Annotated in this window: 18 protein-coding genes; 6 read left to right on the forward strand and 12 right to left on the reverse strand. The window is 72.2% G+C overall.

Going from position 1 to position 18,598, the window contains the following annotated elements; all coding sequences use genetic code 11:
• Positions 1-27 precede the first annotated feature (27 nt).
• Genes LR269_RS16635 through speB form a run of 4 tightly spaced genes read right to left on the reverse strand, consistent with a single transcriptional unit; the run spans position 28 to position 3,559 of the window.
• Positions 28-666, reverse strand: a complete 639-nt coding sequence (locus tag LR269_RS16635) for a cyclase family protein (RefSeq protein ID WP_231431869.1) — start codon at positions 664-666, stop codon at positions 28-30.
• Entirely contained in the window at positions 659-2,062 is a 1,404-nt protein-coding gene (locus tag LR269_RS16640) for a cytosine permease (protein WP_231431870.1), read from the reverse strand. The genes LR269_RS16635 and LR269_RS16640 overlap by 8 nt, the downstream gene beginning before the upstream one ends.
• Positions 2,063-2,100: 38 nt before the next feature.
• Positions 2,101-2,523, reverse strand: a complete 423-nt coding sequence (locus LR269_RS16645) for a nuclear transport factor 2 family protein (protein WP_231431871.1) — start codon at positions 2,521-2,523, stop codon at positions 2,101-2,103.
• Between the two features lie 40 nt (positions 2,524-2,563).
• Positions 2,564-3,559, reverse strand: coding sequence for an agmatinase (speB, locus tag LR269_RS16650; RefSeq protein WP_231431872.1), 996 nt, complete (start codon positions 3,557-3,559; stop codon positions 2,564-2,566).
• A 100-nt stretch (positions 3,560-3,659) separates the two neighbouring features.
• Between speB and LR269_RS16655 the strand changes: the two genes are divergently transcribed.
• Positions 3,660-4,244, forward strand: coding sequence for a helix-turn-helix domain-containing protein (locus LR269_RS16655; protein WP_231431873.1), 585 nt, complete (start codon positions 3,660-3,662; stop codon positions 4,242-4,244).
• On the opposite strand, the gene LR269_RS16660 is transcribed toward LR269_RS16655, so the two are convergent.
• The 3 genes from LR269_RS16660 to LR269_RS16670 all read right to left on the reverse strand — a co-directional run bounded on the left by LR269_RS16660 (position 4,245) and on the right by LR269_RS16670 (position 9,423).
• A complete protein-coding gene (locus tag LR269_RS16660) occupies positions 4,245-6,479 on the reverse strand; it encodes a hypothetical protein (RefSeq protein ID WP_231431874.1) in 2,235 nt (744 codons plus the stop codon).
• A gap of 203 nt (positions 6,480-6,682) precedes the next feature.
• Positions 6,683-7,894: a serine hydrolase gene (locus LR269_RS16665; protein ID WP_231431875.1), complete on the reverse strand. Its 1,212-nt coding sequence runs from the start codon at positions 7,892-7,894 to the stop codon at positions 6,683-6,685.
• An 8-nt stretch (positions 7,895-7,902) separates the two neighbouring features.
• Positions 7,903-9,423, reverse strand: coding sequence for a cytosine permease (locus LR269_RS16670; protein ID WP_231431876.1), 1,521 nt, complete (start codon positions 9,421-9,423; stop codon positions 7,903-7,905).
• Positions 9,424-9,538: 115 nt separating this feature from the next.
• Here LR269_RS16670 and LR269_RS16675 point away from each other — a divergent pair, with 115 nt between their 5' ends.
• The gene (locus LR269_RS16675) at positions 9,539-10,177 is read left to right on the forward strand and encodes a TetR/AcrR family transcriptional regulator (protein WP_231431877.1); all 639 of its coding nucleotides are present in this window, start codon (positions 9,539-9,541) and stop codon (positions 10,175-10,177) included.
• Between the two features lie 28 nt (positions 10,178-10,205).
• Here the strand turns inward: LR269_RS16675 and LR269_RS16680 are convergent, their stop codons facing one another.
• Both LR269_RS16680 and LR269_RS16685 read right to left on the reverse strand, forming a co-directional pair.
• Positions 10,206-10,586: a PLDc N-terminal domain-containing protein gene (locus LR269_RS16680; protein WP_231431878.1), complete on the reverse strand. Its 381-nt coding sequence runs from the start codon at positions 10,584-10,586 to the stop codon at positions 10,206-10,208.
• 67 nt (positions 10,587-10,653) lie between these two features.
• Positions 10,654-11,244, reverse strand: coding sequence for a helix-turn-helix domain-containing protein (locus LR269_RS16685; protein WP_231431879.1), 591 nt, complete (start codon positions 11,242-11,244; stop codon positions 10,654-10,656).
• 65 nt (positions 11,245-11,309) lie between these two features.
• On the opposite strand from LR269_RS16685, the gene LR269_RS16690 reads away from it, so the two are divergent.
• Entirely contained in the window at positions 11,310-12,305 is a 996-nt protein-coding gene (locus tag LR269_RS16690) for an NAD(P)/FAD-dependent oxidoreductase (protein WP_231431880.1), read from the forward strand.
• A gap of 53 nt (positions 12,306-12,358) precedes the next feature.
• On the forward strand, positions 12,359-13,063 hold the full coding sequence (locus LR269_RS16695) for an endonuclease/exonuclease/phosphatase family protein (RefSeq protein WP_231431881.1): 705 nt from the start codon (positions 12,359-12,361) through the stop codon (positions 13,061-13,063).
• Between the two features lie 51 nt (positions 13,064-13,114).
• On the opposite strand, the gene LR269_RS16700 is transcribed toward LR269_RS16695, so the two are convergent.
• Entirely contained in the window at positions 13,115-13,708 is a 594-nt protein-coding gene (locus tag LR269_RS16700) for a hypothetical protein (RefSeq protein WP_231431882.1), read from the reverse strand.
• A gap of 165 nt (positions 13,709-13,873) precedes the next feature.
• Between LR269_RS16700 and LR269_RS16705 the strand changes: the two genes are divergently transcribed.
• Together LR269_RS16705 and LR269_RS16710 are read left to right on the forward strand one after the other, a co-directional pair.
• Positions 13,874-14,281, forward strand: a complete 408-nt coding sequence (locus tag LR269_RS16705; RefSeq protein WP_231431883.1) for a hypothetical protein — start codon at positions 13,874-13,876, stop codon at positions 14,279-14,281.
• Positions 14,282-14,337: 56 nt separating this feature from the next.
• Entirely contained in the window at positions 14,338-15,534 is a 1,197-nt protein-coding gene (locus LR269_RS16710) for an FAD-dependent oxidoreductase (RefSeq protein WP_231431884.1), read from the forward strand.
• Positions 15,535-15,564: 30 nt separating this feature from the next.
• Here the strand turns inward: LR269_RS16710 and LR269_RS16715 are convergent, their stop codons facing one another.
• Both LR269_RS16715 and LR269_RS16720 read right to left on the reverse strand, forming a co-directional pair.
• A complete protein-coding gene (locus LR269_RS16715) occupies positions 15,565-17,013 on the reverse strand; it encodes an APC family permease (protein ID WP_231431885.1) in 1,449 nt (482 codons plus the stop codon).
• Between the two features lie 85 nt (positions 17,014-17,098).
• Complete coding sequence (locus LR269_RS16720; RefSeq protein WP_304504454.1) at positions 17,099-18,493, reverse strand: amidase; 1,395 nt, start codon at positions 18,491-18,493, stop codon at positions 17,099-17,101.
• Between the last annotated feature and the right edge of the window lie 105 nt (positions 18,494-18,598).

Raw genomic sequence — 18,598 nt, forward strand, 5'->3', positions numbered from 1 at the left:
CCGGCGGTCACCCGAACCCCGCCGCGGTCAGTCGAACGCGACCGCCCTGACCGGCGCCCCGTCGAGGTCGACGCGCAGCGGGAAGAACCCGATGCGCACCCGCTCGGCGAGCCCCTCGAGCCCGGTGAGGTTCTCGACGATGAGCCGATCGCTGCCGAGCACGGCCTCGTGCACCGGGAACGCGGTGCCGCCGTCGACCGTCGGGTCGGGGCTCAGGGTGTCGACCGCGAGCACGTGCATGCCCCGGCGAACGAGCTCGGCCGCGGCGGCCGGGTCCATCGCCGGATGCTCGAGCGCGGTGTCGGTGTCGAACAGCCGCGCCCAGCCGGTGTCGACGACGACGATCGGCGGCACCCGATCGGGCAGCGGGGCGCCGAGCGCCGCCTCGAGGTCGGCGAGGCCGTAGTGCGAGCGCGGCGCGAGGCCGCCGAGGTGCACGACGATCGCGTCGCCGACGAGCTCGTCGAGGCCGATCGCCCCGGTGGTGCGACCGCCCGCGACCGTGTGCGACGGTGCGTCGAGATGCGTTCCGGTGTGCGAGCCGAGGTGCAGCCGGGCGACGTCGACCCCGTCGGCGGCGAGCTCGAGCGCCGGTTCGATGCGCACGTCGGGGTCGCCGGGGTAGACCCGCATGCCCCCGACGACGGGCCGGCTGAGCTCACGCATGCGCCGAGGCATCCGCGTCGTCGTTCGCCTCGACCTCGGCGAGGTGCACGCTCGGTTCGCGCACGTTGCGCGCCCGCTCGGGCAGCATCGCGACGAGGTAGAGCACGAACGTGATGACGAACGCGGGGATCGTCGCGCCGACCGGGCTCGGCCACACGTAGACCATGAGGTACGACGCGACGGCGCCGATCGCCCACGCCGCGACGGCGATCCAGTTGACGCCGGCGAGATACCAGTACCGGCCGCCGCGGTGCTCGAGCAGGTCGCGGCCGTACGACGACCGCTTGATCAGGTAGTAGTCGACGATCATGATCGCGAACACCGGCACGAAGAACGCGCCGATCACGGTCAGGAAGGTCGTGAACTGGTCGAGCAGCGCGAGCCACGTCGAGCCGACGATCGAGATCACGCCCACGACGAGCGCGGTCGGCAGGAAGCGCAGCCTCGCACGCCCGGCGCTCGCGTTCACGATCGAGGTGGTCATGCCGTAGACGACCATCGAGTTCGTCGCCATGACCGAGACGAAGATGACGATCGCGATCGGGGCGCCGAACGCCGCGACGAGCACGCCCGGGTCGAAGGGGGCCGCCTCGCCGCCCGAGAGGATCACGTAGCCGATCGCCGTCGCGCCGAGCGTCATCGCGATGACCGTCGACAGCGTGTAGCCGATGCCCGAGCCGAGGATGCCGGCGCGGCTCGACACCGCGAGCCGGTTGAAGTCGGCCGAGAGCACCGTCCACGACACGGCGGTCGCGATCACGATGTCGAGCACGATCGCGGGGGTGTACCCGATCGCCTCGTCGACGGGGATCGCCTGGTACGCGCTCGGCGCGAAGCCCGTGAACGCGACGACGAAGATCCACGCGATGATCGCGAGCATGAGCACGGCGAGCCACGGCTCGACGCGCGCGATGCCCTCGTGGCCGAAGATCGCGAGGATGACGACGATGGCCTGGCAGATCACCGAGAAGAGGATGGGGCTCGAGAACCCGGTGAGGCTCTCGACCAGGTAGTTCACGGTGACGCCCGCGAGCATCGCCTGCACCCAGCTCCAGCCCATGAGGATGATGACGTTGGCCGCCATCGGCAGGTAGCCGCCGCGGGTGCCGAACGCGCCTCGGGTGAGCGCCATCGTCGGCAGGCCCGTGCGGGTGCCGATGTTGCCGACGAGCGTCAGCACGACGGCGCCGCCGAGCGTGCCGAGCACGATCATCGTGATCGCGACGCCGTAGTCGACGGCGGGGATGAACAGGGTGCCGGTGAGCAGGGTGGTGACGACGAGGTTCGCCGCCAGCCAGATCATGCCGATGCGGGGCGTCGACAACGTGCCGCGGACCGGCCCGGAGTTGTCGGCCTGCTCGGCGAGGCGGCGGTCGAGACGGGTGTAGAGCGACATTGCTGCTTCTCCTCGGGGGTGGAGGTCGGGGTGGGTCGTCAGTCGGCGGATGCCTCGGCGCCGGCGCCGGGCAGGGGCGAGAGGTGCTCGTGCACGGCGAGGAGCGCGTCGCCGTCGACGCGGAAGACGATGGTCTCCCGTTCGCGGTACGCGTCCTCGCCGTCACCGGTGTCGACCCGCGTCGCGACGTCGTGCGAGAACACGGCGCCGCCGGGGTGGGTCTGCACGAGCCGGTTGGCCGACTCGCACGCGAGCACGTGCCAGCCGCCCGCCGTCCACTCGGCCCAGAGGGCCTCGTAGGCGGCGCGGTCGTCGAGTCGGGCGGGCTCGGTGTGGAACATGAAGCTCGCGTCGGGGGCGAAGCCCGCGAAGTAGCGGGGGCCGTCGGTTGCGGCGAACGCGTCGACGATCGCGTCGGCGGCGGCGAGCACCTCGTCGCGGCTCGGTTCACGGGTGGTCATGTCGATCTCCTTCGATCGTGGAGTGGGCGGCGAGGGAAGGTCAGGCGCGAGGCGCCATCGCGCTGATGAGCTCGTAGGCGACATGGGATGCCGCGACGGCGGTGAGCTGGGCGTGGTCGTAGGCCGGGGCGACCTCGACGACGTCAGCGCCGACGATGCGCTTGTCGGCGAGCGCGCGGATGATGCGGAGCAGTTCGCGGCTCGTGAGCCCGCCGGCCTCGGGGGTGCCGGTGCCGGGGGCGTGCGCGGGATCGAGCACGTCGATGTCGATCGAGATGTAGAGCGGCTTGTCGCCGATGCGGGTGCGGATGCGCTCGATCGCGGCCTCGACGCCCCGCTCCTCGATGTCCTCGCTCGTGACGATCGCGAAGCCGAGGCGGGCGTCGTCCGTGAGGTCCTCGACGCCGTAGAGCGGGCCGCGCGTGCCGACGTGCATGCTCGCGGTGAGGTCGATGAGCCCCTCCTCCGAGGCGCGGCGGAACGGCGTGCCGTGCGTGATCGGCGCGCCGAAGTACGTGTCCCACGTGTCGAGGTGGGCGTCGAAGTGCAGCACCGCGACCGGGCCGTGCTTCGCCGTGACGGCGCGCAGCAGCGGCAGGGCGATCGTGTGGTCGCCGCCGATGACGACGAGTCGGTCGGCCTGCCCGTCGAGCGCCTTCGCGCCGGCCTCGACGTCGGCGACGGCCTCGTCGATGTCGAACGGGTTCACGGCGATGTCGCCGGCGTCGGCGACCTGCTGCACGGCGAAGGGCAGCACCCCCTGGGCGGGGTTGAACGGGCGCAGCAGGCGCGAGGCCTCGCGCACGTGCGACGGGCCGAAGCGCGCGCCCGGACGGTAGCTCACGCCGCTGTCGAACGGCACGCCCACGACCGCGATGTCCGCGTGCGGCACCTCGTCGAGGCGCGGCAGGCGGGCGAACGTGGCGATGCCCGCGAAGCGGGGCACGCGGCTCGCGTCGACGGGTCCGACGGGGGTCGGCCGGACAGCGCCCGATGCGGCGGCGCCGGAGGTGTTCTCGGTGTCATCGAGTTGCATATCAGTAAACCTTTGATATCCTTGAGGAAACTTGCGGCCATGCTACGTCGCCCGTGCCGGGCTGTCAACGCCGCGGCCGTCGACTGCGAAGGGGGCACCGATGCCACGACCCGTCCCGCCCGGTCCGAGCGGCTCCCCGCTCGCCATCGGCGCGCGAATCCGCAACGCCCGCACCGCCCAGGGCATGACGCTCGCCCAGGTCGCCGAGGCGAGCGGACTCACGAAGGGGTTCCTCAGCCGGCTCGAGCGCGACGAGACCTCGCCGAGCGTCGCCACGCTCGTACAGCTCTGCCAGGTGCTCTCGCTCACGATCGGCTCGCTCTTCGCCGAGCCCGAGATCCAGCACATCGCGCTCGACGGCGCACCGCGCGTGAACTTCGGCGGCACCGGGGTCGTCGAGCGGCTCGTCTCGCCGCGCGGCGAGTCGCGCGTGCAGGTGATCCGGTCGTCGATGGCTCCCGGCGCATCCGGCGGCGCAGAGCTCTACACGATCTCGAGCGACGTCGAGGTGCTGCACGTGATCTCTGGGTCGGTGACGGCGCGCTTCGTCGACCGCGTCGTCGAGCTCGCCGAGGGCGACGCCCTCACCTTCCCGGGTCGCGAGCCCCATTCGTGGGAGGCCGGCGACGGCGGCGCCGAGGTCGCCTGGATCATCGTGCCGGCGCCGTGGAGCGGCGCGGCCTGATCACGCCGCAGGCTCGTCCTCCGTGCGCAGCGACAGCCCGCGCGGGCCCTGCAGCTGCTCGATCATGCGGTCGACGTAGAGCGCGACGGCGGCCGCCTCGTCATCGTCCGGCCGCCAGAACATCGCCCGGGCGACGTCGTCGATGAGCGCTTCCGGCACCTCCGCGTACTCGGCCAGCAGCGTCGACACCGTGTGCCGACCGTCGTCGAGCAGCGCGCGTGCAGCGCGCCGGCGCGCCCATCGCTCGCGCTCCGCGTCGCGGCCGTCGAACCGGTCGGGAATCAGGTCGCACTCCGTCACGAGCGCGGCCCGGAGGATGCGCGCGGCGTCGGCGAGCGCCTCGACGTCGTTCGCATCGAGGTCCGACCGCTGCACGACCCGCGTCTGCGTCGCGGGGACGACGAGGTCCTCGGGTGAACGCACCCCCGCCCGTTCGAGCTGGAGCCTGACCCTGCGGAACCGTTCGATCTGCCAGGCGTCCTCCATCTCGAGGAGCACCGCGTCGCGCATCCGGACACGGCGCGGCCGCTCCGACCGCCGAGGGTCGACGAGCGGGGCGAGCTCTGGATCGGCGAGCGCGAGGTCGCGGTACTCGTCGACCCAGCAGACGCCGCCGAGCCGCCGGACGAGGTCGTCGAACTCGGCCCCGTCGCCCGATTCCTCGTCGACGATGCAACGGCTCTGGTAGCACGCGACGGAGTACTTCACCTCGATCGCATCCGACTCCATCGCGGCTCGCTTCCACTCCGTCGCGAGGCGGATCCGCTCGCGCGAGACCTCGTCGTCCGCTGCCTCACCCAGGCGCCGGCATTCCTCGGAGAGGAGCAGCAGGCCGAGCGCAGCGCGCTGCTCCATGCGTTCGAGCGACGTGCGCTGGTCGGCGTACTGGGCCCTCCGCCGCCGCTTCTCCTCCTCCTGCTTCAGCTCGCCGAGGGCGGCCACGAGTTCGCCCGCGACGCTCGTCGCCCGACGGAGCCGGTCCCGACGCTCGGTGGCCTCGTTCAGCACGTCGTCGTCCGAGACGAGCCAATTGCGCATCGTCATGAGGTAGTAGCTCTGCAGCCGCAGCATGAGCATCGGCGGCTCGTCGAACTGCCGGCGGCGCCTCCGGGCCCCGGCAGCGGCCTCGGCGGCCTCGCGAGCCGGGTCTGCGTCGACGGGCGGTGTCGTGCCGTGCCAGGGCTTGCGCTGTGCGCCCGCGAGTCCGAGGTGCCGCCCCGTCTGCTCGGCGGCGACCTCGATCATGGGTTCGAGCCGGTCGATGAGTTCGCGCAGTCGTCGCGCGTCGGTCACCCCGGCGTACCGCTCGTAGACGTCCTCGAATTCGACCAGGATGCTTCGGGGATCGGCGTCCCTCGCCCGCGCGATGTACCGCTCTCGGAGTTCGGCATCGTCGGTGCGGCGCGCGACGCCGATGAGCCCGAGTCCGAGCCAGTTCTCGGTGTTGTAGAAGCCGACGATGTCGGGGTACTCGTGCGCGACCTTCACGGCGGCGAACGCCGCGGCGAGCGTGAGCAGCTCACCGGGATGCTCGCCGTCGGCCGGCGGGGCGGGCAACCGGAGGGAGGCGTCCTCGACGACTCGGCCGTTGCGGCGCAGCCGCGCGACGCCCGAGTCCGCGTTGAACACCGTCACCTCGAGTCGCCACGGGGTGAGGTTGAGCAGCATCGCCATCGCGCCGCCGACGAGCGCGACCGCCCAGTTGTCGGTGCGGTCGGCGATCGCGACGAGTTCGTTGAGGTCGGATCCGTCTGGCCGCTCGATGCGACCCTTCGGGTTGTCGGCGTTGAGCTCGCGCATGCGCACCGTCACCTCGGTGGCCCACGCGTCGTTCGTCGCGCCGCCCGTGCCGGTCACCGTGATCTTGAGCCAGGGTGTGGTCGCCATGCCGAAGGCGAGCACGACGACGCCGGCGGCGCCCAGGAGTCCGACCGTGACCCACGCGAGCGGGGTCAGCGGCGCGATGGCACTCGTCATCGCACCGACCGCGACGAATGCGGCGGCGGCGAGGGCGGTGATGAGGCCTCCGAGCACCTTCGCCGTCATGCTCCGGTGCCGCGTCGTCGGCCGCCTCGTCCAGAACCTCAGCGCCGAGAGCAGTCGCGCAGCCACGACCGCGACGAGCCAGACCGCGACCCAGACGACGCCGAAGTCGATGAGCGGCCCGATGAAGCCGGCCTGGAAGAGTCCCCAGTCCGACGCGTCGTCCGCCTCGGCGGCGACGGACGCGATCATTGCGAGGGTGCCGTCCACGTCTCCTCCCGATGGTGCGTGCCGCGATGCGGCTGGGCTGAACCATCGAAATGATAGAAGCTCGGGTTTCGCCGCGTCCTCCGGGCTGCCACCGAATCACGCGAGCCCGGGCATCCGCCCTCGTGGGCATGACGAACGCGTGACGGATGCCTCGGCGCAGCGTGCGCGCCGAGGCATCCCGCCCGTCAGATCGTGTCGAGCGCCTCGCTCACGTCGACGAGCAACGTGCCCTGCAGGGCGTTCCACTCTGCGGTGTCGGGGTCGGGCCAGGTCGAGAACTTCACGATCACCGAGTCGGTCGCGGGGTCGAGCCAGAGGTTCTGCCCGTGGATGCCGATGCCGCTCACGTTGCCGCGATCGTTGCCCATGCACCACCACTGCGCCGTGTACGAGCCGCCGGGGAACGCACTCGTGAAGCCCTCGTACGTCATCGCCTCCCGATCGCCCCCGGCGAGGATGCCTCGGGCCCACGCCTCGGAGACGACCCGGCCGCCGGGCGCGACGCCGCCGTCGAGCACGGCGCGGCCCACCCGGGCGAGGTCGCGCGCCGTGCACGAGACGCCGCCGTTCGCGAAGCCGAAGCCCGACCGGTCGACGGTGATGGTCGCGTCTCGGTCGGCGCCGAGCTTCGACCAGACCAGCTCGGAGACGACGTCGTGGTAGCGGGCGCCGGTGACCCGCTCGACGATCCAGGCGAGCACGTCGGTGTTCGCCGAGCAGTACTGGAACTCCCCCACCGCTCCGCTGCCGCGGAGCGTCGTCAGGAACGCGTACGTGTCGACGGGGTCGCTCGGTCGGCGCACCCGCCAGCCCGCCGAGCGGTCGTGGGTCTGCACCTCTGCCGCCGGGTCGACGTAGTTCTCGTCGTAGTCGATCGCGACCTGCATGTCGAGCACGTGGCGCACGGTCGGCCCGTCGTAGACCGAGCCGGCCAACTCGGGCACGTAGTCGGTGACGCGGCGCGCCGGGTCGATGCGACCCGCGTCGACGAGCGCGCCGACGGTGAGGCCGCAGATCGACTTCGAGACGCTCATCAGCAGGTGCCGCTGGTCGGGCGCGAAGCCGGGCTTGTAGTACTCGGCGACCACCTCGTCGCCGCGCAGCACGAGGAACGCGTCGGTGAACGTGGCCTCGAGCCGGCGTTCGAGGTCGGGCAGCGCGTCGCCGAACGCCTCGAGCCGCACGGTCGCGGCGCCGGCGCGGTCGCTCGGCGGGGTGCGGGAGATCGTCGCCGTCGGCACGAGCTCGCCGAGGTCGCCGAACGCCCAGCGGTTGCCCGGCGACTCCTGCCAGGTGTCGAGCGTCGGCACCCCGGCCGGCGCGCCCGGGTAGCGCGGCGGGTGCGGGCCGGTCGCGGCGGGGTCGTGCGGATCGATCGGAAGGGTCGCGTCGCTCATGTCCGCCATCATGCCGCGGGCTCGGTCGAGGGGTCGGCGGGGCTCGCGGCCCGCGCGGGCTGCGCGGCCTCCGCCACCTGTGCGGCCCGAGCGGTCGGCACCTCCTCGAACCGACCGAGGCCGGTCTTCGAGAGGCCGAGATAGACGAGCGCGGAGACGATCATGCCCACGGGCACCGACAGGTCGACCCAGCCCATCGCCTCCGAGACCGGCCCCGTCCAGACGTCGGTCGAGAGGCAGGCCGCGGTCGCGATGCCGCCCACGACCACCGACGTCATGCCGGGGATGCTCCAGCCGGCGGTGTACCAGTATCTGCCGCCGCGCTCCTCGTCGAAGAGGTCGGTCGCGTCGTAGCGGTTGCGGCGCAGCACGATGTCGGTCGCGAAGATCGCCATCGCCGGGCCCGAGACGATCACGAGGAACTGCAGCATGAGGTTGACGGCGTCGAGCAGGTTCGTCGACATGACGAGGTAGAGGGTGAGCGCGGTGCCGATGACGCCGATGACGATCGCCGACGGGATGCGGCGGATCGGCACCCCGACCGACTGCAGCGCCATGCTCGAGGTGTACGTCGTCATGCCGTTGAGGGCGATCGTGTTGACGATGACCGCGAGCACGAGCAGCGGGCCGAGCCAGGTCGGAAGCAGCCCGAGGATGGCCGATTCGATGCCCGCCTCGAGCTGGGGACCGGTGAGCCCGGTCACGATGAGCGCGCCGACGACGGTGAAGAAGATGCCGGGCAGTGCACCGCCGAGCGCGGTCGCCGCGATGATGTGCGAGGGTTTCGTCTCGCGCGGCAGGTAGCGGGCGATGTCGGGGCTGTTGATGTACGAGAGCGGCGTCGAGGCGAGGATCGTGAAGCCGATCGTGATGGCCGACCAGAGGGGCACTCCGGTGAGCGCCTCGGGCGCCTGGTAGCCCCAGTCGACGGTCGGCAGTGCGAACGCGGTCACCGCGAGGAAGATCACGAGCAGGCCGATCGAGATCGCGGTGTAGCTCTTGATGATGAGCCCGTGGCCGTAGACCGCGACGAGCACCGTGATCGCCGAGACGACGAGGGTGACGGCGACGGGGCCGAGCACGGGGTCGGCGAAGCCCCACTGCGCGAGCAGGTCGGCACCCATGAACGACGAGGCGAGCCAGTTCAGCGCGAGGAAGACGGCCGAGACGAGCCATCCGGTGAAGGCGATGATGACCTTGTTGCCGATGATGCCGTAGAGGGCGCGGCTGATGACCGAGCCCGACGTGCCCGCCGCGGGACCCGCGATCGCGATGAGGCCCGGGAAGACCCAGAGCAGGTTGGCCGCGACGATGACGGCGACGGCCTGCCAGATCTCGAGGCCGAGCAGGATCATGGTCGCGCCGATCGTGAAGTTCAGGATGCTCACGTTGGGGGCCGCCCAGACCCCGAAGAGGTCACGGGCACGACCGTGCCGCTCGGACGGGCTGACGACCTCGATGCCGCGGGTCTCGGGCTGGGTCGGCGCGTCGACGAAGTCCTGCGACGCTGCGGGAGTCTGGGATGACACGGGGGATCCTCTCGGCGGGGCCTGGGTCGCGTCGTCAGGGCCCTGCCGGTGGCGACGCTGCTATTGGTCGCTTGACCAATGGGCTATTGGTCGCTTATCCAATAACATGATCGACATGATGTCAAGCGCGCCGGCGACCCGCGCCCGCAAGCCGCCGGCGGAGCGTCGCGCGGAGATCGTCGCGACCGCCGCGGCGATCGCGCTCGACGACGGGCTCGAGGGCATCACGCTGCGTGCGGTCGCAGATCGGCTCGGCGTTCGGCCCGGGCTCATCAGCCACTACTTCCCCGTCGCGGAGGACCTCGTCATCGCCGCGTTCGTGCACGCCGTCTCCGACGAGCGCGAGACGCTCGTGCCCGAAGGCGGCGAGCCGCTCGAACGCATGGCCCGTCTCGTCGCCCGGGTCGAGAGCCCCGAGGCCCGCCCGATCTCGCGGCTGTGGCTGAACGCGCGCCATCTCAGCCGTTTCAGCCCCGCACTCGACGAGGCGCTCGAGGAGCAGGAGGCGCTCGACCGCGCCCGGCTCACCGAGCTCGTCGACGCCGGCATCGCCTCCGGGGTGTTCGCGCCCGACGACGCGTTCGCCGCGTGCGTGCGCATCTTCGTCGCGATCGACGGCTTCGGCGCCTACGCGAACAACACCGGCGCGTTCGACTCCGACGCCTACTGGCGCTTCGTCACCGACGCGACCGAATGGGCGCTCGGCCTCGAGCCCGGGCGCCTGCGCGCCGAGGTGGCCGCGCTCGGGAGCTGAGGCATCGGCCGTCGCGACTCGGCCGTCGCTACCCGCCCGGCGCGGCGCCGCCGTCGAGCTCGCGCCGACGGCGCTCGAGCTCGGCGCGCTGCTCGTAGAACTCGATCTCTCGGTCGAGGTCGGCGAGCTGCTCCTCGGTGCTGCGGGTGTCGCGCGGCACCGCCGGCGGTGCGACGCACGGCTCGGGGCTGCGCCCGGCCGGGGTGAAGCCCCCGAGGCCGGCACCGCGGGGCGCGTACTCGCGCCCGAGCACGAACCAGAGGATCGTGCCGATGAGCGGCAGCAGCACCACGAGCAGGATCCAGCCGAACTTCGGCAGGTGCTTCACCTGCGACTCGTCGCGCATGATGAGGTCGACGAGCGCGTAGACCATGCCCGCGACGACGACGACGGAGAAGATCAACGGCATGGCCGCCAGCCTAGGGCGACGAGGCCGGGCGGGTCGAGCACGGCGCGATCACGGCCGGGACCGCCGGTCACGGCGCCTCACGGAGGTGCACGCGCTCGCCCTGGGCGCTCAGCAGGTTGAGGATCTCGGCCGGTTCGAGCGACGCACTCGCGGTGCCGTGCGGCACGCGCGTGTCGAACTCGGCGGCCTCACCCGGCTCGAGCACGAGCTCTTCGTCGCCGAGCGCGAGCCGCACGCGACCACTCAGCACGTACACCCAGTCGTACCCCTCGTGCGCCCGCCGCTCGACGGGCGCCTCGGGCGGGTGCCCGGGCAGCACCATCTTGAACGCGTGCACGTCGGGGTTGCTGCGGGTGAGCGGGATGATCGCCTTGCCGTCGCGGTAGAACGGCTTGGGGTGCACCCTCGGGTCGGCGATCTGCGGTGCGCCGACGAGGTCGTCGAGGCTCGCCCGGTACACCGCGGCGAGGCGGATGAGCAGGTCGAGGGTCGGCCGGCGGCCACCCGACTCGAGCCGCGACAGGGTGCTCGCCGAGATGCCGGTCTCCTCAGCGAGCTCGGCGAGGGTGAACCCGCGGCGGGTGCGAAGCGCTCGCAGTCGTGGTGCGACGCCCTCGAGCATGCGGTCGAGGTGCAGGTGCTCGGCGTCGTCTGGCATGGTGTCCCCTTGCCGTTTCGGCAAACTTGCTTGCCATTCCATCATGTGCGGCCGACGATCGGAAGATGCAGCAGACCTCGTGGGACGTCATCATCGTCGGCGGCGGCAGCGCCGGACTCAGCGCCGCGCTCATGCTGGGCCGCTCCCGCCGCCGGGTGCTCGTGCTCGACGAAGGCAGCCCGCGCAACCGCTTCGCCGGTCACATGCACGGCGTGCTGGGTCGCGACCACACCTCGCCGCTCGACCTGCTCGCCGACGGACGCGCCGAACTCGAACGATACGAGGGCGTGACCGTGCGCGGCGGGATCGCCGTCGACGCGCGCGCCCTCGACGACGCAGCGGAGCCCGGCAGCACTGCGGAGCCGAACGGCCGCGGGCCGCGCGTCGCGCTCGAGCTCGCCGACGGCGAGCGCCTGCACGCCCGGCGACTGCTCGTCGCGAGCGGCCTGCGCGACGCGCTGCCGCCCGTGCCCGGTCTCGCCGAGCAGTGGGGCCGCGGCGCGTTCATCTGCCCGTACTGCGACGGGTGGGAGGCGCGCGACCGGCGCATCGCCGTGCTCGCCGCGAGCGCCGCGCAGGTGCACCAGGCCCAGCTCATGCGGCAGCTCTCGGTCGATGTGACGTTCTTCGCGCACGGTGCCGAGCTGACCGCCGAGGCGCGCGCCGGCCTCATCGCACGCGGCATCTCGGTGGAGGATCGCGCGGTCGCGGCCGTCGTCGCCGACGACGGAGGCCGCCTTCGAGGCATCCGGCTCGTTGTCGGCACGGAACTCGCGACCGACGCGATCTTCGCCGGGCCCGTGCCCGAGCCGAACGACCCCGTGCTCCGGCGCCTCGGCGCCGATCGTGCGCCGCACCCGATGGGCGGCGAGTTCGTCGTGGTCGACGCGATGGGCCGCACGAGCGTGCCGGGCGTCTGGGCCGCGGGCAACGTGACCGATCCCCGTTCCTCGGTGCCGTTCGCGATGGCGGCCGGCAGCATGGCGGGAGCGGCGATCAACGCCGACCTCGTCGAGGAGGAGGTGCGCGCGGCCCTGGCGGCGAGCGTCCGGCGAGGATGACGTGACGAGACATCCACGGCCGGCGTTCACCTTCGAACGCCTAGGCTGAGGGGATGCTGGTCATCAGCTACAACCTGCGCAAGCACCGCGCCATCTCCGAGCTGGCGGCGCTCGATGAGCGGTACTCCCCCGACGTGCTCTGCCTGCAGGAATGCGACACCACCGACCTCGCCGAGGCCGTCGGCCGGCTCCGGCTCGCGCACTCCACGACGGGCAACCGGCTCGGCCTTGCGATGTACTACCGCGCCGATCGCTTCGAGCCCCGCGACATCCGCGCCTTCGCCCTCAAGAAGTCGTTGCACGACCGCATCCTCCGCCCGGCACACGAGCGCCTGCTCGGCGCACGCCTCACCGACCGCGAGCACGGGCGCGACATCGTCGTCGCATCGTTCCACGCGGCACCCCTCACGGCGCTCAACTCGCTGCGACGGCACCAGATCAATGCGGCGCTCGGCTCGCTGCAGCTCATGGGCCCGCACCTGCCGACGCTGATGGTGGGCGACTACAACTACCCGGTCTTCAAGGACAACCTGGCCGAGAAGGTGCGCGACGCGGGTTACGAGCTCACGCTGAGCGACAGCCGCACGTACACGCGGTACAAGTACTTCCGCGGGCACTTCGACTTCGCGACGTCGGCCGATTTCGAGATCCGCCGGGTCGAGACGCTGCCGCGCGGGTCGAGCGACCACCTGCCGATCCTCGTCGACGCGCAGTACGTGGGCCTGCTCGCCGACGACGCGGTCGACGTCGTCATCTGATCGTCCGCGGCTCCGCACCCCTGCGAGCGGGCGCCGCGACCGGACGGCCGATCACGCGGCGAGCGCGACCCCCACGCAGGTGAGGCCGAGGAACAGGTCGAGCCCCATGCACCAGAGCGCGAGCGAGCGACCGACGACGACGTTGCGGCGGTAGTGCACGGCGTCCCAGCCGGCGTGGGCGGCGAGCGCGAGGCCGGCGATCGCGAGCCCGGCCCGCGGGTCGAGCGCGAGGGCGACGACCGCGACGCCGAAGTAGGCGAGCATCGCCACCACCTGCGGAGCGGTCACCCGCGGACGGCGGATGACACCGACGACCGCCAGCACCAGGCCCGCCGCCGCGATCACGAGCCACCTCGGCACGTCGAGCAGCTCGGCGCCGAACACGAGCACGGTGCCGAGCACGACGACGAGCCAGGCGACCCAGCGCACGCCGGTGACGGCCGCAGCGAGGTAGCAGAGCGTCGCGATGCCGAGGGCGGTCATCGGCACGGTCGTGCCGAGCGCCTCTGGATAGCCGCTGAAGAGCAGCCCGACGCCGCTCGCGACGCCGATGACGAGCACGACGACGATGAGCCAGGCGGGCTGTCTCGTCGTCGTCTGCTGTGTGCGATCGGCCGTGGCCGCCGTCGATTCGAGCCGGTTCATCGGGATGCCTCCTCGCTGATGCGCATCACCGGATATCTATACCCCCTGTGGGTATATCACATCGGTGTGCGGGCCGCCACCCCTCGAGGGACGCCCGGATCGCAGCCCCCGCACCCCCTCGATGTGGGGCCGCGCTCGACGTTCGCGCTCCCTACACTGGCGCGCATGACCGACTCGACGAGGCCCGAGCTCCCTGCCGAGGCCGCACTGCGCACGGCCTGGCTCGTCGTCGCGATCCTGGTCGGCCCGACCCTCATCGTGGCGGTCCTCGCCGACGGCCTCGGCAGCTTCGGCTCCGAGAACTCGAATCCGTGGGCAGGTCCGCTCACGGTGGCCTGCTGCATCGTGAGCATCGTGTGCGGGCTCGCGGCATTCGCGTTCGAAGCCCCCTGGTGGTCGGCGCTGCTCATCGCGAGCCCGGGCTTCACGTGGCTCGCGACGAGCTTGACGCAGGACATCGTCTGGTCGATCGCCATGGTGCTCAGCCCGCTCGCCGCGCTCGGCGGCGCCGTCAGCGGGTTCATCGTCTCAGTGGCGAGGGCGGCCGGCGACGAGGGCTCCGCCGACGAGTGACCGGCCGAGTCGACGGGAGGCTCGAGGCACCCCGCTCACCGGCGAAGATGGAGGGCATGCAGATCATCGTCATCGGCGCGGGCGCCTGGGGGCTTCCGGCCGCGGCCGAGCTCGCCGGGCGCGGCCACCACGTCACCCTCGTCGACCGCTACGGGCCGGGCAACGCCCTCTCCTCTTCGCACGGACCGACCCGCATCTGGCGGCTCGCCGACCCCGACCCGGCGAAGATCGCGATGACCCGGCAGAGCCTCGAGGCGATGGAGCGGCTCTCGTCGATCGCCGGAGAGCCGGTGTTCCTGCGGCGCGGGCTCGTGTGGCGCGACGAGGCGGCCGCCCTCGACGGCTTCGAGTGGGCGCTCGCGATGGAGGGGATCCCGCACCTGCGCCTCGGCGCCGACCGTGTCGGCTCCCGCTTCCCGGGGCTCGTGCCCGACGGGCGCGGCGCGATCTACACCTCCGAGGCGGGCCCCGTGCTCGCCGAGGTCTCGCTGCGCGCGCAACTGCGGCGCTTCGAGCAGGCGGGCGGCGAGCTGCGCATCGCCCACGTCGTCGACGTCGAGGCGGATGCCTCGGGTGACGGCCCCCGCCGCGTGCACCTGGCCGGCGGTGAGGTGCTCGAGGCCGACGCCCTCGTGATCGCGGCCGGCCCCGGGGCATCCGCCCTGCTCGACCGCCTGGGGCTCGCGGTGCCGCTGCGTCCGCACCTCGAGCAGGTCGTGCACGTCGCAGACCCGGCGCAGGCGTTCGACGACCTGCCCGACCTCATCGACATCGCTGCGGGCGAGCGGCCGACGCTCTACGCGATGGCGACGCCGGGGGTCGGCTACAAGCTCGGCCTCGACGCACCGCTGCGCGAGGCCCGGTGGGGCGTCGACGACGACCGCACGCCCGACGATGCCCGCACCGCGACGCTGCTCGACTACGCGCGCACGGCGCTCGGCATGACGGGGGCCGCCGTCGTCGACGCGAAGGTGTGCAGCTGGACCGACTCCCCCGACGGCCGCTTCGTGATCGGCACTCCGCTGCCCGGCGTGACCGTCGCCTGCGGCGACTCGGGCGAGGGCTTCAAGTTCTCGGCACTCATGGGGCTCGTGCTCGCCGACCTCGCCGAGGGTGAGACGCCGCCGGTCGACCTCGCGCCGTTCCGGTTCGACCGCTTCGCCGGCGCCGACCCCGCCGCCGCTGCGGCGGCCGCGGGCGCGCTCGACTCGCCCACCGCCCTCGGCGGCGCGCCCGAGGCATCCGCCGGCTGACCCGGCCGTACCCGCCGCCCCCGCGACGCGCTACGCGGACCCGGCGCCCTCGGTCGTCGGCTCGGTCTCGACCGATGTCGGCGCTCGCCCCGGCCGGAGCGCACCGATCGCGGCCGCGACGACGAGCGTCGCCATGAGCACCCAGTTGATCCAGTCGGTGCGGCCCGTGAGGAGGTCGAGGTTCGTGAGCATCAGGTACAGGCCGGCCGCGAGGCCGACCACGCCGAGCACGGGCGCGACGACGACCCGGAACACGCCGTGCCCACGGCGGTCGCGGCTGAAGAACCGCACGACGCTGACCATGCAGAGCAGCTGCAGCGCGACGATGCCGATGATGCCGACGCCGTTCGTCCAGAGCAGCAGGTGCAGGTACGGGTCGCCGCGCAGCCCGAGCGTGATCGCGATGAGCACGACCGACGCGATCGTCGTCACGAGGCTCGCGAGCACCGGCGAGTGGAATCGGGCGTGGGTGCGCGCGAGCTTCGCGGGCAGCACGCCGTCGCGGCCGAGCGCGAAGAGGTAGCGGGAGGTCGCGTTGTGGAACGCGATCGTCGCCGCGAGGATGCTCGTGACGATGAGGAGCCCCATCACCATCGACGCCCACGCGCCGAGGTACGACTCGGCGAGCATGAAGTAGAGGCCCTGGAACGCATCGGACAGCGAGAACTCGGTGAGGCCGTCGATGCCGAGCGCGGCGACGGCGACCCACGCGATGAAGCCGTGGAACAGGGCGAGGAACCCGACCGCGATGTACGTCGCCCTGGGCACCGTGCGCTCGGGGTCGCGCGCCTCCTCGGCATAGATCGCGGTGCCCTCGAAGCCGATGAACGCGCCGAGCGCGAGCACGAACATGCCGCCCGAGGCGAGGTTGAACACGTTGCCCGGCGCGAACGGCTCGACGGTGAAGTTCGCCGTGCCCTCGGTGGCGAGCACGGCGATCGCGAGCACGACGAGGATGAGCACCTCGAGGGTCATGAGCACGGCGAGCACGCGGGCGCCGACGTCGATCTGCCGGTAGCCGAGGAAGGCCACGATCGCGACACCCGCGAGCGCGTAGACCGACCAGTGCACGTCGACGCCGAGCATGCCGTTGAACGTCTCGGCGGCGTAGAAGCCGAGGAACCCGTAGAAGCCCCCGCAGATGAGTGCGTACGACAGCAGCGCGACGAGCGCCGCGGCGCCGCCCGCGCGCCGACCGAGGCCGCGCCCGATGAAGGCGTAGAACGCTCCGGCGTTGCGCACGTGGCGGGCGAAGGCCGTGAACCCGGCCGCGCACAGGATGTATACGATGCCGCTGAACACGTAGGCGCCCGGGGCGCCGATGCCGCCGAGCCGGAACGCGAGCGGGGCCGCGCCGGCCATGACGGCGAGCGGGGCGGCCGCGGCGACCACGAAGAAGAAGATGTCGAAGGTGCCGAGCTTGCCGCGGGCGAGCGTGCCGTCGGCGGCGGTCGTGGGGGTGGTGGACGTGGAGGTCATGGTTGCTCCTGGTCAGCGACGGTGGTGACGGAGGGAATGGGGGAGGTTCGGGCCGGGGCGGCTGCGGCCGCCCCGGCCCGGTGGGTCAGAGCTCCGGCCACCAGGCCGGATCGGTCCAGAGGGCGAGCTCCTGCTCGAGGGCGGCGCCGACGCGGAAGACGGTCGCGTCGTCGTACGTGCGGCCGACGATCTGCACGCCCGTCGGCACGCCGTTCGGCGCGATGCCCGACGGCACGGCGAGCACCGGTACGCGGCCGATCACGTTGAACGGCAGCGTCATGAGCTTCGAGAAGATCGCGGCGCTGTCGGTCGACGGCTCGTCGGCGGCGAACCCGGTCGTGGCGATCGTCGGGCAGACGAGCACGTCGTAGTCCGTCATGAGCTCGGCGAAGGGGCGGTAGAACGCCGTCTCGGCGACGAGTCCGTCGACGTAGGCGCCGCCCTCGGCGGCGGCCGTGGCGAACGCCCGCGTGTACGGCATGAGCTGCTCGGCCCGGGCGGGGTCGCCCTCGAGGATCGACTCGATGAACGGCCCCATGACGGCGCCGAAGTGCGGCCACGCGGTCGCGAGCGTGCGCTCGGGGCCCCACGGCAGCTCGACGACGTCGACGGTCGCGCCCGCAGCCGCGAGCGCGAGCGCGACGGTGCGCGTGTTGAGCTCGACGGCCGGGTCGACGTCGTAGCCGCCGAGGTCGAGGCAGAGGGCGATGCGCACGCCCTCGAGCGAGCCCACGGTCCCCGAGACGGTCGCGATGTCGCGCAGGGATGCCGCGTCGCCGACCCACGGGCCGGAGATGACGTTCTGCAGCATCGCGACGTCGGCGACGCTCCGCCCCATCGGCCCGTCGGCGCAGTACGTGTCGGAGTTGAACGGCGCCATGCCCGGCACCCGAGCGAACGGGGGCTTGAATCCCACGACTCCGCAGAACGACGCCGGGATGCGGATCGACCCGCCGATGTCGGAGCCGGTCGCGAGCAGGGTCGAGCCCGCGGCGAGCACGGCGCCCGACCCGCCCGACGAGCCGCCGGGCGTGAGGTCGGTGTTCCACGGGTTGCGGGTCACGCCCCAGAGCTTCGAGTGGGTGACGGGCGCGCAGCAGTACTCGGGCGTCGTCGTGCGGGCGTGGATGACGGCGCCTGCCGCCTGGATCCGCTCGACGATCGGGTGGGTCTCGGAGGCGACGTGCCCCTGCTCCAGGAGGCATCCGTCTTCGAGGAGCCGGCCCGCGACGGGCTGCTCGTCCTTGAGCATGAGCGGGATGCCCTCGAGCGGGCGCAGGTCGTCGCCCGCGGCGAAGCGCGACTCCGACGTGCGTGCGGCGTCGCGCGCCTCGTCGATCCACTGCTCGGTGACCGCGTTGATCGAGGGTTCGGTCGCCTCGGTGCGGGCGATGACCGACTCGAGCAGGTCGACGGGCGACAGCTCGCGCCGGCGCATCAGCTCGGATGCCTCGGTGGCGGTGAGCCGGAAGAGTTCCATGTGGTGCCTTTCGGGGTGGGGCGGGGGTCGGTCGCGAGCGCGTCGGGCGTGCCGAACGTGTCGAGATCGACCCGTACGTCGTACGCTTCCGTACACTGTACGGAC

This window comes from Agromyces sp. S2-1-8 (assembly GCF_021129215.1).
Taxonomy (GTDB): domain Bacteria; phylum Actinomycetota; class Actinomycetes; order Actinomycetales; family Microbacteriaceae; genus Agromyces; species Agromyces chromiiresistens.